Here is a 14,955-nt window from a genome sequence, read left to right on the forward strand (position 1 = left end):
TCAGGCGAGGTTCCAGACGGTGCCGGCGAGCAGTCCGTCGAAGCCGAGGCCGCGGTACATCTCCTCGAACGACTCCCACTCCCGCAGGGGCTCGCCGTCGTCACCGCACGCGGTAGTGACGTGGGCGGTCGCCAGGTCGTGTTCGCGCCATTCGTGGGTGCAGCGGCAGCGGACGAAGACGAGGTCGGGCTGGACGTGGATCAGGAGCCAGTCGCGTTCCGCGTCGCACCTCGCGCAGGTGATGGTGGTGCTGCGGGGGTTGAGGGGTTCGGGGTGGGGGACGGCGAGGACTTCGGTGCGGTGGGGGTCGTGTTCGGCGTCGGCGGGGTTGGTCAAGTTCGGTGCCCTCCAGCGTCAGTGACGGTTGCAAGTACCACACGACGTCCGGCGGGCGGGGATGCTTCCCGATGACGGGAGAAGACACCGAACCGACACCAAACCCTGCGGCTGCCGCCTTGGTGGTGGGGGCGGCAGCCGTAGGGTGTGCCGGCTATCGGCCGTCTGTGACCTGCAGTTCGGCTACGGCCTGGCGGGCGAGGTCGGTCAAGTGGGGGTGGTGGCGCAGTCGCTGGGTGACGAGGGCGTGGACGGCGTCTTCCCAGGAGATGGTCGGGTGGTCGGTGTGGAGGTGGCCGATGTCGGCCGGGCCGATGTCGGTGACCTGGTCGCTGTCGAGGCCGGCCCAGACCGCTCGGACGAGCCGGTCCATGGGGAACATGGCGTCGATCGCCTCACCGACGGCCCCGACGACGCTTCGGTGCAGGCGCTGTCGGGCGGTGGCCCGCAGCTGGTCGTCGGGCGGTACGACCTTGCCGGTGGCGTGGTGGCGGGCGAGTCCTTCCTTGATGTAGGCGATGAGCTCCGGGGAGGAGAAGGCGTTGAGTTCGACACGCTGGTAGCGCCACTTGGCGGGCTCGCCGTTCGGGCGCCAGGCGATGGGTGCGCCGGTGAACCACTCGCGGGCGGTGTCGGTGAGGTGGGGCAGGATGCGGGCGGGCAGGGCGGCGTCGCGGGTGTCCGGCTCGGAGTCCAGGCCCTTGGCGATGGCGTCGTCGACGCTCAGGCCGAGGTCGATGACCTTCACGCGGTGGTCGGGCATGCGGGCGGTCTCCTCTCCGAGGGTGCGGGCGATGTTGTAGCCGTAGGGGTCGGCGTCGTGGAGGACGAAGATCTGCACGTCGCCGGGGGGCATCTTGGCGAGCAGTTCGCGGCACGCCTCGGTGCCGTAGCCCTCGTTGGTGATGACGGCCATGTCGTACTGCTCGGCGATGCCGGACTCGCGGACCGGCGGCCACAGGCCGGTCTTCTCGATGACGAGGATCTTGTTGTAGCTCCACTGCGGCGGGACGTACTGCTGGACCTCGCGGGTGCCCAGGCGCACGTCCCGGATCCCGGCGGGGTCGTGGGGGTGGTGGAGGGTTCCGCGGGGCTCGCGGTAGAGGCCCTGGATCGGCCCGTTCTCGCGCTCCCAGTCGGGGATCAGCTTCTGCTCGACGTAGGGGGCCTTGAGCTTGCTGGCGGCGGGCAGGAGCTTCAGCGCGAGCGGGCGGATCTTGTAGAAGAGGGTGTGGGAGGAGAACGACAGGCCCTCGGCGCCGCGGGCCTGGCCGATGGCCTCGCGCAGGACCGTGAACACGGCGTCCTTCTTCGACACCTTCGGCGCGGCCTGGGTGGCGGTGTGCGCCTTGTGGTCCCGCAGCGCTGCCCGCAGCTCGCGCCGGTCCGCACTCTGGCGGGAGCGCTTGTCCTTGAGCAGTACCCGGGTTGCCTCGGTGAGGGCCTTCGCGCAGGCGTCGGCGACCTCGCGGGGGACGACGAGGACGGTCTTGCCCTTGTCGGTGAACTGCGGGACCGGGCAGACCAGATGGACGATGGCGGCCCGCCGGAACTGGTTGCCCGGGCCGGGGGCGGCGTCGGCCTGGGCCAGGAACGAGCCCACCCCGACGCTGTCGACCTGGTCGCCGACCAGGTGGGTGTGGGCCAGCGGGTCGCCGAACGTCACCGAGTAGTTCACCGCGAAGGCGACGGTGCCGGGGCGCTTCGTGCGGGCGAGCGTGACCTCGATGCTCCACGGGACGCCGGCCTTGTCGGTCAGCTGCTTGCGCGCGAACCATGCCTCCTCGACGCCGAACGCCTGGTCGAGGACATGGGTGTAGTGGTCGCGGGACACCTGGCCGAGGTAGGAGGGCGTGGGCAGCTTGCTGTGCTGCTTCATCGCGGCCAGCAGCACCGGCACCTGGTCCGGGTTCTCCTCGAACCCGGACAGGTGCGTGACCTGGGGGACCTGGTCGGCGACGTGCTTGGCCTTGGCCGAGCCGGTCAGGCCCGTGAAGGTGTTGGTGAACGCCCGGACCGTCCGGTCCGCGCCACCCTGGCGGTGCTCGCGGATGTGGGCGAAGACCAGCTTCGTCATCGCCGGCTCGTCGTAGTGGTGTGCGCTGGTCGGATCGGTCGGCAGAGGCTTGCGCCACCCCGGCTGGGCGGTGGGCTCGTAAATTCCGGCACCCTCTCGACCACCGGCCTGAGCGTGGTCAACGAGGCGGGCGTGCGGGTTCACGAGGGCGAACTTTTGCAGCCAGCCGGCCGCCTTCTCGCCGGTGACCAGGTCGGCGGGCAGCGGCACGGTGACCGAGGTGCCGGTGGTACGGCCGGTGGGGGCCTTGGTGTGGCGGGTGGCGACATCGCCCGACGGGTCGGCGCAGACGGCGATCTCGTGCCGCACCCCGTGTGCCTCGATGACCACCGGTGTGGTGACGCCGAGGGCGTGGGGGATGCCGAGCAGGGTCTTGAGGGCGTTGCCCTGCATGCCGCGGGTCGGCGAGCGCAGGCTCTCCTTGTCGGAGACGTTGCAGGTGAAGTCCAGGATCCGCTCGACCACCTCTTCCGGCATGCCGGGGCCGTTGTCCGTCACGCACACCCGCGCCACACCCTCGGCCCACGACACCGCGAGGCCGATCTCCGGGCGCACGCGCGCGGACTCCGCCGCGTCGAGGGCGTTGTCGAGCAGTTCCTTGATCACGACGTCGCCGAACCTCGCGCGGGGCTGTCCGGTCTGGGACTGCAGGGCCCGCGGGTCCAGGAACTCGGCGGTGCGGGACGTCGAGAACACGGTGCGCTCGATGACCGGGAGGGAACTCAAGTAGCTGTCTCCAAAAGGGGTGTGACGGACATGGGAGTGGGTGGGGCCGCCTTCCCTCCCAGGCGGCTCGGCGGCGGGGGAGGGAAGGACGTGATCAGCAGGGCGGGCACGGTGCGCGGACCCGCCCGCCGGTTGGTCACCGCGTTCGGCGTGCCTGGTCGGGTGCGGGCGGCCGGGGCGGCTGGGCAGTCGTGCCCGCCGGTGTGGTGGTGTGGCCGGTGGCGCTCCTGGAGCGGGCCGCGCTGGTGCGGCGGTCCTCCGCCGTGGCCTTCGGCACCGGGGCCGGGAGGCGGCTGTTGCGCCGGATGCGCCAGGTGAGCACGGCGGCGGGCGAGTCGGCGTCGGCCAGATCGCGTTGCCCGGCGGCCCGGGAAAGCAGGGCCTGCACGTCGTGCCCCGCTTGTTCGGCTTCGGCGAGGGTGGCCGCGAGTGCCGCCCAGCCGTCCTCGGCGAGCACCCGGACGGCCTGGTCGGCGGGCAACGCCTGCCGCAGCGCCGTCTCGTGCCGGTCGAGGACCGGCTCCGGAAGCTGGCGCCCTCGGGTGTCGAGCACGGCGAGCGGGCGCCCGGCATGCCGGCCGTAGGCGGTGCGCAGGTGCGCTGCCGCGGTGTGCGCGGCCTCGGCCTGGCGCCGGTGCCCTTGGGCGGCGTGCCACTTGGCGATGACGATCGCGAGCAGGACCAGGCTGGCCAGGATCGTGGCGGTGGCGGTGCCCTCGTCGCCCCGGCCGCCGTTGCCGGAGCCGGTGTAGAGGAGTTCGCGGGCGGCCGAGCGCATTGCCCGCTGGTCGCTGCGGGCGGCGCGGGTGCGGGCGACGGCGGTGTACTCCAGGGCGCGGGCGGCCTGGTTGATCTCCTTCCTGGACAGGACGGGACTGGTGGGTGCGAGGGTGTCGAGGACCTCGATCGTGCCGCTGACCACCGCGGCGACCTGGTCGACCCGGGGCTCGTCGTCGATGGTGGCAGTCGCGTGGTCGACGCTGGTGCTGGCCCGGTACCGGGCCGTGGCCGGACGCCCCGGGCCACCCCGGCGGCTGGGTGCGGGTTCGTCGACGCCGGTGGCGAAGCGCTCGTGGATCTTGGGCAGGGTGAGGTCTGCGGCGAGCTGGCTGCCGGAGAACCACACCGGACCACCCGGACCGCTGGTGGGCAGGACGAACTTGTAGCCCCTGGCGTCACCGGAAGGTAGCCGGCGGACCTCGAACTCGATGCCCTGCGCGGTGAGGCGAGCGAGGAACTCCTCCTCGCCCGCGGCGCCGGCAAGAGCCCGGCGCACACCGGTCCGCAGCCGGGCCCGCCCGGTCTCCTCCTGGCCCAGCCGCTCCGCCTTGCGCAGCTCAGGGCCCTTGGCGCGCTTGGGGATCGCGGCCCGGTACTCCGGTGTGCGGGTTTCGGACCAGTCCTTGAGCCCGTACTGCCGCTCGATCCTGGTGAGCTCGGTCTCCGTCCGGTACTGGTCGCCCCGCAGGCGCGCCTGGGTCAGGTCGGCGCGAACCGTGGTGGCGAGGATGTGGATGTGATTGTCGCCGTGGTGAACCGCGACCCAGCGGCAGCCGTCCGGATCGCCGTCGGGGGCGATGCCGGCGGCGGCCACGACCCGGCGGGCGATGGTGCCCCATTCCTCGTCGCTCAGGTCCCGGTCGCCGGGGTCGGCGCGGACCATGCGGTGGTAGACGTGCTTGGCGACCGGCCGGCCGTAGCGGACTACGTGCAGGTCGAGGGCGTCCCGCAGCTGAGCGAGGGTGGCCTCCCGGTCGCGGCCCGGGTCGGGGGCGAAGCCGTCCCAGGATGCGACGAGGTGCGGGTCGGTGTGCTCGTTGCGCCGGCCCGGACCGTACAGGTACTCCAGCGCCTTCAGCGTGTTCCTGCCGGAGCGGGCCGTGGTGATCACCGGCGGGCGGCCTTCGCCACACGCATCGCCGTGGCGTCGACCTGGGCTGCAGCCCGGCGGGCCTCGGCCAGCACCTTCCTGGCCTTCTCCAGGGTGGCCTGCGCCGGGCCGTGGTCGATGCCGAGCTGGGCGTTGAGCTGGAAGGCGATCTGGTTGGCGTTGACGCCGACCCGGCCGACCTGGAACCGCGCCTTATCGAGCGCCCGCACGGCCTCGTCCAGCTGCTCGTCCCGGGTCACCGTTCCGGCGCCACCCGGGGTCAGGGCCTGGCGCTCCAGGTAGTCGGCCACGTTCAGGCCGGCCTCCTGCGCGAGCCGCTTGATCTGCGCTGCTCGCTCCGCGGTGCAGCGGAAGCCGAGCTTCTTCGTCTTCGGGTTCTCGTTGTCACGTCGGCGGCGCTTGGGACGGCGCGCGGCGGCACGCGAAGCACGCTCGGTTCGGGCGGGCGCGTGAGGCTCGACGGCGGGCGTCTCCTCCTGCTTCGCCGCGCCCTCGCGGTGAAGCTCCGGTGCTGCCGCCCTCGGCAGCACCGGCACGTCCACGCCCCCCTGGGCGTGGGCGTCCGCGTGCGTGGCCCCGTAGGGGCCTCGCACGCACTCGCTTGCTCCGCTGTTGGCCTGGGGGTGGTCGCCTGCGTTGCGGGCGGGCCAGGTTACGGCGCCGGTCGTGTGGGTGTGCGGTGCGGGACGGGTGTCGGTCAGGGGATGCTCCCGGGGATGCTGGGGTCGAGGTGAGCAGTGTCCGGACGGCACCCGGCTCGGCGGTGCCGGACTTCGGGGGTGGAAGGGACCTCTTCCCGGTCCGGCGGGAACGGTCCGGTGGGCGCTCGGAGAGGGAGGCCGGTCCGGTTCACAGCCCGGGCGGTTCCGGACTGGACCGGAAGGCGGGGACACTTCCGGACCGGTCGGTCCGGTCCGGTCCGGTGCGTGCCCTGGAGGATTCCGGTCCCGTCCGTACCGGGCCACTGCGGACTGGACCGGTCACCAGGACTTCTGCCCATCGGCAGAAGTCCGACCGGACCGAGCGGACCGGCCGGGTCGGTCACCGGGGACGGGTCAGTCGACCGGCGGGTGCTCGCGGACCGGGTCGTCCGGGAACTCCTTGCGGAGTTCGTCCATCAGGACCGTGAGGCGGGTGCTGCCGAGCGGCAGGTCGGCCTCGCGGACCGCACGTTCGACGACCGGACGGCTGGGACGGCCGTGCGCCCGGACCGCCGGACGGCTGATCTCCAGCAGTTGGTCCATCGAAGCGCCCGGAGGCCGTCCTGTCCGCCGAGCCGGACCGCCGTCGCTTCCAGGAAGCCGCGCGCTGTCAGGTTCCGGAAGCCGGTCCGCGGTCCGCGACTCGGCGAGGGGAAGTTCTGCCGGCCACCGGTCCGGACCGGCGACGGTGTCGCCGGACGAACGGCGGCCGGCTTCCAGATCGATTTCGGAAACGTCCGGACCACCGGTCCGGTCACCACCGGTCCGGTCCGGCGAGACGGGCGGTCCGCAGTCGGCCGATGCCGGACCGGACGGTCCAGTGCCGGTGGACCGCGTCGTGGGGCTGGCCGGACCGGCCGAGTCGGACGGTGCGGGGTGGATGGAGGTCCCGTCGGACGGTGCGGGGTGGATGGAGGTCCCGTCGGACGGTGCGGAGTGGGTCGACGGCGGGGTGGGGGCGTGGCGGGCGATGAGGATGTAGAGGTGGACCGCGCCGCCGAGGGCGAGCGGAGAGAGGGTGGACAGCGCGCCGACGACGCCGTCGCCGAGTTGCAGGCCGTCGCCGTGGTCGAGCGTCTGGTTCAGGCGTACGGCGTGCAGGGCGTTGGCCCACACACTGGCGCCGGTCGCGCCGGCGAACAGGCACCAGGCGTAGACGCGAGCCGGCCACGGGGCGGCGCGCAGGACGAGCAGGGCGCGCACGCCGTAGGCGATGAACCCGTCCACGGTGAACGGGAAGACGTAGGTCAGCGGGCCGCGTACGTGGATCGCGACGGCCATCTGCCGCAGGGCGTCGAAGGACAGGGCGAACCCGGCCGCGCCGATCAGTGCGACGGCGAGACGGTCCCAGAAGGTCACCCGGGCAGCGCGGACACGGGGCGCGGCGTGAGCGGGAAGTATCGGTGCGGTGGTGGTCGTGGTGGGCTCCAGAGATCGGGGACGATGCGATTCGAATCGACTTGCAATCCGAGGCGAATGAACGTAGCATCCCCTCCAGTCCCCATGCAAAAACGATCGCAATGCGAAGCGAGGTGAATAGGATGTCCGACCAGCCAGTCCAGCCGGACGGTTCCCCAGCGGCCGCCCCCGCGCTCAGCGAGGAGCACGCCGCCGAGCGGGTCCGCCTGGAACGCGAGCACCTGGGCTGGAGCACCGGCGAGCTCGCCAAGCGCATGACCGCCGCCGGCTGCCCGATCAACCAGTCCTCGGTCTGGCGAATCGAGAACGGCGAGCCCCGGCGGCGGATCAACCTCGACGAGGCGATCGGCTTCGCCAAGGTCTTCGGCCTCACCCTGGAGGAGTTCCTCGGCCCGCCCGGGTCCTCCGCCGACAAGCACATCACCCAGCTCACCACCGAGGTCGTCGCCAGATACCGCTTCCTGCTCGACCTCATGCAGAGCACCAGCTCGGCGTTCAAGGCCGTCGACCAGTACAGCGCGCTGTTCCCCCAACACGCCAAGGAGCTGAACAACCGCATCGCCCGCGCCCTCACCGAGGAGAACCGCCGACGCGGCCCCGTCCGCGAGAGCCCCATGGTCTTCTTGCGCTACCCGACCTTCCATCAGGCCGAACCACAGGCAGATCAGCCGTCGGACCCCACACCCAAGGAGTAACCCCCGACCGACCCGAGACCGATCAAGATCGTTCTAGGTTCCGGGCCGGACACCACCTACAGTGCCGACACCACCCAAGCCGCCGATCACCAACGCGGCCCGCCGCCAACTCCGGCCCATAACCATCGACCCCGCCGCGGCCCTCCCCCCACCAGCCGTCGAGAGAGGAAGCGAAATGCCGCCCACCACGCACCAGGGCCTCATCACTCGGCTCCTGGTCTCGTCTCGCGGGACGACCCCGCCGTCACAGTCGCGGCGCACCTCCACGCCCCCGGCGCTCACCGCCGGAGTACCCAGACCAATCTGACGGTCTTCCCCAGCTGCCGCCGTCCCGGGACGCCGTCTCACCTCGAACCGGCCGCAGCTTCTCTGGCCTGCCATCTGCCTGGACAAGGCCGCATCGCCATCACCCCCATCGAGGCCATCCGCCTCCCCCTCCCCCTCCCCCGTTTCCGCTGTCCAAGGAGTCCCATCACCAACGCCCAGCCTCCTCAGCTGAAGTGCCTCACCGGCGCTGCCCCCTCGATCGGCCGGCCGCACATGGGCAATCGCCCTGCGGGCACCCAGCAGCCCACGATCTCCGTGACATGGTCGCAGGGAGCCGATCTGACCCCAGCCGAGCGCGTCCGCCTCCTGCGCCTGCTGTTCGGTCCGCGCCCCGCAAGTCCTCGCGCTCACGCGAAAACCGCAGCAAGCCGCAAGTAATTCGCATACCCTCGCGCCACATTGAGTGCCCCGGCGACGGCTGCAACCGTCGCCGGGGCCGGCCGACTGTCTAGGAGTCGACGTGACGAATCCAAGCACACGCCTACGTGCCGCAACCGCTACGGTCGCCCGCGCCACGACGCCGCGCACCCTCCGGGCCGTGGACTACCTCCGGGTGAGCACCGAGGAACAGAAACTCGGCTACGGCATCGCCAGCCAGGCGCGCAAGAACAGCCGCCACATCGCGAACAAGGGCTGGGACCACGTCGGCACGTACAAGGACGAGGGAGTCTCCGGCTCCAAGGAGATGGGCGAGCGGCCGGACTTCGACCGGCTGATGGAGCGGGCCAAGCTGGGTGAGTTCGACCTCGTCGTGGTGGAGAAGGGTGACCGCATCGGCCGTGTCGGCCGGGCCTTCTGGCGCTGGGTCTGGGCGCTGGAGGACATGGGGATATTCGTCGCCATCACCAACCGGAACATCGACAACACCACCCCCGAGGGCCGGGCGCAGATGCGACGGGAGGCCGACTACGCCGAGACCGAGTGGGAGAACATCCGATCGCGCACCCAGGGCGGCCTCCAGGAGAAGGCCGAGGACCCCGGCTCGCCCCACATCGGCGGCCGACCCCCGTACGGCTACCGGATCGAGGCGAAGGGCATCAAGGGCGAGTCGCGGCTGGTCGTCGACGAAGCCGAGCGCGCAGTCGTGCAGCGCGTCCACGACATGGTGGTGATCGAAGGGCTGAACCTGCGGCAGGCCGCCATCCGGCTCAACGCCGAGGGGATCACCTGCCGTTCGGGACGTCCGTGGTCGGTGGCCAATCTCCGCGATCGGGTCATGTCCCGGGCGGTGCTCGACGCCGAGCTGATCTTCCGCGGCGCGCACGCCAAGACCGACACTGACGGCAGGCCGCTGTGGGGCGAGTCGGTGACGATCACGCTCCCCCGCATCCTCTCCGAGGACGAAGCCGCCACGCTCCGCCGGAAGGTCGCAGCCCGCGCGAAGACCAGCAGCCGCAACCGAGCGGTCTACCCGCTCACGGGTCGACTGATCGGCCTCTGCAAGGCGTCGTACACCGGCATCAGCCGCGAGTCCCTCTCGTACGGTCGTCGCAACTATCGCTGCAGCGGCAAGGCCGACACCGTGCCTGGCCAGGGGGTTTGCGACTGCTCGTACGTGGACGCCGAGGCGGTGGAGGAGCGCGTCTGGTCGGAGGTCGTCACCCTGCTCAGCGACTCGCGGAAGCTGGAGGCACTGGCCACCGAGTGGGTCGGCATGTCCGACGGCGATCAGGAGGCGCACGCCGAACGGATCGCCAGCCTGGACCGGCAGATCGACGCCATGAAGGCGTCCATCGCCGCCGTGATCGTGGCTGCCGCCAAGCAACAGCAGTCCGCGGACGCCATCGCCACCGCGACGACGGCCCTCAACGAGGAGCTGCAGCAGCTGGAGGAAATGCGCGCCGAGGCCGCCGCCTGGCTGGCCGAGGTCGAGGAGGCCGACCGCCGGGCCCGTGACCTCAAGGCGCTGGCCAACCTGGCTCAGCATCAGCTGGTGGGCATGAAGCTGGAGGAGCAGAGCGAGGTGCTCGGTCTGCTCGACGTGAAGGTGTTCATCGAGGGGCCGGTTCCGGCTCGAGCCGGAGGCCACGTCTGCACCGTGCAGTCCTGGTACAAGGCGGCCGGAGTGAACGTCGCTGCGGCCGACCTGTCGGACGAGCAGTGGGCGGTGGTCTCCCACCTGCTCCCGGCCGGCCGACGCGACCGCGTCCGTCACTCGGTCGACGCGATCTTCGCCAAGGCCCGAACCGGCGGTTCCTGGCCGACGCTCCGCGAAGAGTACGGCTCAACGAGCACCGCCTCGAAGTACTTCAACGAGTGGGTGAAGCAGGGAATTTGGGCTGAGATGGACAAGGCGCTCGCGAAGGTGGAACGAGTGCTGCTGCCCGAGGTCGACCTCCTGCCGCCTATGCGAATCGAAGGCCGGGTCGATCCCCGCGTGATGCTGAGCGACGAAGAGCGGTCCCGAAGGGGATCGTGATGATGAGGACGCAGCAGATGATGCCGGCGATGACATAGCCGATCGCCATCCAGATGCCGCAGAAGATCAACCAGATGGCGTTCAGGACGAACTCGATCACCTTCATGGTGGGCACCCTCTCACGACGGACGGCCGGCCCCTATGACCTGCCATGCCCGCTGGGGGGCGTGTCTACGCCGCACCGGCGGGCCGGGGGCGGGGAGCGGCCGCGCGGGTACCCGCCGTGACGGGGCGGACCGGCGCGCGCTACAGCGGGGTGACGGCCTTCAGCACCAGCAGCAACGCCACCGCCGCGTTGAGCGCGCAGAGCGCCGAAGCCGCCGTACCGATCGCCGCCACCATCGCCGCGAGGCCCGCCCGGGAGTGCGCCGGCGGCCAGTTCCGCGAGGACGGCACCGGGCCGAGCAGCGCGGCCACCCGGCGCGGCACCGGGCCGGGCACCGCCCCCGGCGCGGCGAAGGCGGCGAACCCGGGGGCCGGTGCCCGGTGCGAGACCAGCGCCGCCCGGGCCACCGCCCGCGCCGTGATCCGCCGGTCGCCGACCGCCTGGGCCGACTCCTCGTCCGCCCACCGCTCCGCGCCGTACGCCACCGCCTGCTGCAACGGCCGCAGGAACGGGTTCACGCAGCCCGCGAGTTGAGTGATCAGCAGATACCGGTGGTGCCGGTGCTCCAGATGCGCCCGCTCGTGCGCGAGCAGCGCCTCCCGCTCGTCGGCCGCCAGCCCGGCGAGCATCCCGGTGGAGACCACCACCCGCCCCGGCGAGCCGGGCAGCGCGTACGCGTACGGCCGCTCGTCCGGCAGGACCACGAGATCCTCCGCGAGCCCGCCCTCGGGGGCCGCCGCGAATCCGTACCCGGCCGCGCCCCCCAGCTCGCGGCCGAGGGCCCGGCGGGCCCGGGCCCGGATCCGCAGGTGCCGCACCACCGTGCGCAGGCAGGCCCCGGCCACCACCGCCAGGACGCAGATCGCCGCCGTCCCGACCGTCTCGTGGTACGGCAGCGCCGCCCGCACCTCCGGGTCGGACCAGCTGTCGGGCAGCGGGTTGCCCGGGATCTGGGCGGTGCCCACCACCCCGGTCAGGCCGAGGCAGACGGCACTGCACAGCGCCATCACCGCGCTGATCACGGTCAGCAGCCGGGCCGCCCCGCGCGGATGCAGGTGCTGCTCGGCGAGCCGGGCGATCGGCACCGCCGTCAGCGGCAGGATGAGCGGGAGGAAGACGAAGACGCCCACGGTTCAGCTCTCGCGGTCGGCCACTGCCGGATCGGCACCGGCGCTGTCCAGCAGCGTCCGCAGCAGCTCCTCGTCGTGCGGGAGCAGCGCGGTGACGAAGCTGGCCAGGACGGCGTCCCGGTCCGGCTCGCCGTCGAGCATCCGGCGCATCCGCAGCGCGGCCAGCCCGGCCGCGTCGGAGGACGCCTGCCAGAGGTAGGAGCGGCCCGAACGGGTCCGCGAGACGGCCTTCTTGGCGTGCAGCCGGGACAGGATGGTCATCACGGTGGTGTAGGCCAGGCCGCCGTCCAGGCGCTCCTGCACCCACACCGCGGTGGCCGGGCCGGGCGCCCGCTGGAGGACCGCCAGCACCTGGGCCTCCAGCTCGCCCTGGCCGCGTCGCCGGGCCCGCGGGTCCCCGGCCGCCGGGGCGTGCCTCTCCTCTGCCATGACGGCCACTCCCTCCGGATGCCGCGCCCCGCAGCCGGCGGGACGCGTTCTCATCCTAACGAGCGGGCACCGGCCGCCCGCCGGCCCGCTCAGCCGAGCGGCTCGCGCGCGTTCTCCCGCCGGTCCAGTGCGGCGATCTCGGGGTGGTGCAGGTCGAACGCCGGGGACTCCGAGCGGATCCGGGGCAGCGTGACGAAGTTGTGCCGCGGTGGCGGGCAGGAGGTCGCCCACTCCAGTGACCGCCCGTAGCCCCACGGGTCGTCCAGCTCGACCTCGCGGCCGTACCGCGCGGTGTGCCAGACGTTGTAGAGGAACGGCAGGGTGGAGATGCCGAGCAGGAAGGAGCCGATGCTGGAGACGGTGTTCAGCGTGGTGAAGCCGTCCGAGGCCAGGTAGTCGGCGTAGCGGCGGGGCATGCCCTCGGCGCCCAGCCAGTGCTGCACCAGGAAGGTGGCGTGGAAGCCGACGAAGAGCGTCCAGAAGTGCATCCGGCCCAGCCGCTCGTCCAGCATCCGCCCGGTGAACTTGGGCCACCAGAAGTGGAAGCCGGCGAACATCGCGAAGACGACGGTGCCGAAGACCACGTAGTGGAAGTGGGCGACGACGAAGTACGAGTCCGAGACGTGGAAGTCGATCGGCGGCGCCGCCAGCAGCACACCGGTCAGCCCGCCGAAGAGGAAGGTGACCAGGAAGCCGACCGTCCAGAGCATCGGCGTCTCGAAGCTCAGCGAGCCCTTCCACATGGTGCCGATCCAGTTGAAGAACTTCACCCCGGTCGGGACGGCGATCAGCATCGTCATGATCGAGAAGAACGGCAGCAGCACCTGCCCGGTGACGAACATGTGGTGCGCCCAGACCGTGATCGACAGGCCGGTGATGGCGATGGTGGCGGCGATCAGGCCGGAGTAGCCGAAGACCGGCTTGCGGCTGAAGACCGGGATGATCTCGGTGACGATGCCGAAGAACGGCAGCGCGATGATGTAGACCTCCGGGTGCCCGAAGAACCAGAACAGGTGCTGCCAGAGCATCGCCCCGCCGTTGGCGGCGTCGAAGACGTGCGAGCCGAACTTGCGGTCCGACTCCAGGCAGAGCAGCGCCGCCGCGAGCACCGGGAAGGCGAACAGCACCAGGACGGCCGTCAGCAGGATGTTCCAGACGAAGATCGGCATCCGGAACATCGTCATCCCGGGGGCGCGGAAGCAGACGATCGTGGTGATGAAGTTGACCGAGCCGAGGATGGTCCCGAAGCCGGAGAGGGCCAGCCCCATGATCCACAGGTCCGCCCCGAGGCCCGGGCTGCGCTCGACGCTGTTCAGCGGCGCGTAGGCGAACCAGCCGAAGTCGGCCGCGCCGTCCGGGGTGAGGAAGGCGAAGAGCGCGATCAGCGAGCCGAACAGGTAGAGCCAGTAGGCGAGGGCGTTCAGCCGGGGGAAGGCCACGTCGGGCGCGCCGATCTGCAGCGGCATGATCCAGTTCGCGAAACCGGCGAACAACGGGGTCGCGAACATCAGCAGCATGACCGTGCCGTGCATCGTGAAGAGCTGGTTGAACTGCTCGTTGGAGAGCAGTTGCAGCCCCGGCCGGGCCAGCTCGATCCGCATCAGCATCGCCATCAGCCCGCCGGCCAGGAAGAACAGGAACGCGGTGGTGATGTAGAGGGTGCCGATCCGCTTGTGGTCGGTGGTGGTCAGCCAGCCCACCAGGGCCCGACCGCGCCGTCGGCGGGCGGCCGCCCGCCGGCGGTCCCACCGCGGTGTGCGCGACCGGTGCGGGGCCTGCTCCACGATGTCCTTCGGCAGAAGAGTCACGCGGCGCCTTCCGTGCTCGGGGCGGGCCGCGGCCGAGCCCGCCGGGGCGGCCGGCCCGGTCCCGGACAGCAGTCGGACAACCACTACCAGCCGTCCTCCCGGCCCGCCGGGGGCGCGCGGGGAGCGTCACCCGAACAGGCGCGGCCCGGTTGCCCGGCGCCGCGCCCCGGCGGACGGTCGAAGTCCGTACCCCTTTCCGTACGCCTGTTCGGCTGCCGGCCGCGCCCTGCCGCCGGCCGGCTACGGCCCAGGAGGAACCATGAGCAGCCCGTCGTCGCCCACCCCCGACCAGCCCCCGCCCTGGCGTTCCGGCACCGGGGCACCGCCACCGCCGACGTCGGTCAACAAGTTCGGCGACTGGGCTCCCGGACTGGTGATGTTCGCGGGTGTCCTGATGCTCATCAACGGCTTCATGGAGGCGATGCGGGGCATCATGGCCGTCGCCGACGACGACGTCTTCGTCACGACCCCGCGCTACGTGTTCCGGTTCGACCTGACCGGGTGGGGCTGGATCCACATCGTCGTCGGCGTGCTGGTCGCGGTGGTCGGCGCCTTCGTCCTGATGGGCGCCGCCTGGGCCCGCTACGCGGGTGTGTTCCTCACCGCGGTGAGCGCCGTCGACAGCTTCCTGGCCATGCCGTACTACCCGCTCTGGTCGATCGTGGTGATCGCCCTGGACGTCTTCATCATCTGGGCGCTCTGCGTCTACCGTCCGATCGACGAAGTGTCCTGACCCGGGCGGGACACCGCCCCCGCCGCCGCGCCCGTACCGCCTGACCGGTGCGGGCGCGGGGGGGGGGGCGGGGGCGGGCCCGGCCCCCCCGGGGGGGCCGGGGCCCCCCCCCCCCCGGACCCCCCCGCGGGGGGGGAGCGGGAGGGCGAACACGACAC

Annotated in this window: 11 protein-coding genes and 1 pseudogene; 3 read left to right on the forward strand and 9 right to left on the reverse strand. The window is 71.8% G+C overall.

The features are described 5' to 3' along the window. From ACFXHB_RS21730 to ACFXHB_RS21750, 5 genes are all read right to left on the reverse strand, one after another. Entirely contained in the window at positions 1–336 is a 336-nt protein-coding gene (locus tag ACFXHB_RS21730) for a hypothetical protein (protein ID WP_380576235.1), read from the reverse strand. A gap of 154 nt (positions 337–490) precedes the next feature. Next, positions 491–3,139 (reverse strand): ATP-binding protein, encoded by a 2,649-nt coding sequence (locus ACFXHB_RS21735; RefSeq protein WP_380576236.1) that lies wholly within the window; start codon positions 3,137–3,139, stop codon positions 491–493. A gap of 136 nt (positions 3,140–3,275) precedes the next feature. Next, a complete protein-coding gene (locus ACFXHB_RS21740; RefSeq protein ID WP_380576237.1) occupies positions 3,276–5,030 on the reverse strand; it encodes a relaxase/mobilization nuclease domain-containing protein in 1,755 nt (584 codons plus the stop codon). Then, positions 5,027–5,623, reverse strand: coding sequence for a plasmid mobilization protein (locus ACFXHB_RS21745; RefSeq protein ID WP_380576238.1), 597 nt, complete (start codon positions 5,621–5,623; stop codon positions 5,027–5,029). The genes ACFXHB_RS21740 and ACFXHB_RS21745 overlap by 4 nt, the downstream gene beginning before the upstream one ends. A 462-nt stretch (positions 5,624–6,085) precedes the next feature. Next, positions 6,086–7,090 carry a DUF2637 domain-containing protein gene (locus ACFXHB_RS21750; RefSeq protein WP_380576239.1) on the reverse strand — a complete coding sequence of 335 codons (1,005 nt, stop codon included), beginning with the start codon at positions 7,088–7,090 and terminating at the stop codon, positions 6,086–6,088. 182 nt (positions 7,091–7,272) lie between these two features. Between ACFXHB_RS21750 and ACFXHB_RS21755 the strand changes: the two genes are divergently transcribed. Together ACFXHB_RS21755 and ACFXHB_RS21760 are read left to right on the forward strand one after the other, a co-directional pair. Beyond that, complete coding sequence (locus ACFXHB_RS21755) at positions 7,273–7,845, forward strand: helix-turn-helix domain-containing protein (RefSeq protein WP_380576240.1); 573 nt, start codon at positions 7,273–7,275, stop codon at positions 7,843–7,845. Between the two features lie 865 nt (positions 7,846–8,710). Further along, positions 8,711–10,591 (forward strand): recombinase family protein, encoded by a 1,881-nt coding sequence (locus ACFXHB_RS21760; protein ID WP_380576241.1) that lies wholly within the window; start codon positions 8,711–8,713, stop codon positions 10,589–10,591. On the opposite strand, the pseudogene ACFXHB_RS21765 reads toward ACFXHB_RS21760, so the two are convergent. The 4 genes and pseudogenes from ACFXHB_RS21765 to ctaD form a co-directional block, all read right to left on the reverse strand. Continuing rightward, a pseudogene (locus ACFXHB_RS21765) lies at positions 10,554–10,697 on the reverse strand (YccF domain-containing protein); the annotation flags it as partial. The gene ACFXHB_RS21760 and the pseudogene ACFXHB_RS21765 sit on opposite strands and share 38 nt — an antisense overlap. A 140-nt stretch (positions 10,698–10,837) precedes the next feature. Continuing rightward, the gene (locus ACFXHB_RS21770) at positions 10,838–11,827 is read right to left on the reverse strand and encodes a M56 family metallopeptidase (RefSeq protein ID WP_380576242.1); all 990 of its coding nucleotides are present in this window, start codon (positions 11,825–11,827) and stop codon (positions 10,838–10,840) included. Between the two features lie 3 nt (positions 11,828–11,830). Then, on the reverse strand, positions 11,831–12,256 hold the full coding sequence (locus tag ACFXHB_RS21775) for a BlaI/MecI/CopY family transcriptional regulator (RefSeq protein WP_380576243.1): 426 nt from the start codon (positions 12,254–12,256) through the stop codon (positions 11,831–11,833). 89 nt (positions 12,257–12,345) lie between these two features. Continuing rightward, positions 12,346–14,064, reverse strand: a complete 1,719-nt coding sequence (gene ctaD / locus ACFXHB_RS21780) for a cytochrome c oxidase subunit I (RefSeq protein WP_380576244.1) — start codon at positions 14,062–14,064, stop codon at positions 12,346–12,348. 259 nt (positions 14,065–14,323) lie between these two features. Between ctaD and ACFXHB_RS21785 the strand changes: the two genes are divergently transcribed. Beyond that, positions 14,324–14,797 carry a hypothetical protein gene (locus tag ACFXHB_RS21785; RefSeq protein WP_380576245.1) on the forward strand — a complete coding sequence of 158 codons (474 nt, stop codon included), beginning with the start codon at positions 14,324–14,326 and terminating at the stop codon, positions 14,795–14,797. Positions 14,798–14,955: the final 158 nt, after the last annotated feature.

It is taken from the genome of Kitasatospora sp. NPDC059327 (assembly GCF_042752535.1).
In the GTDB taxonomy this organism is placed as follows: Bacteria; Actinomycetota; Actinomycetes; order Streptomycetales; family Streptomycetaceae; genus Kitasatospora.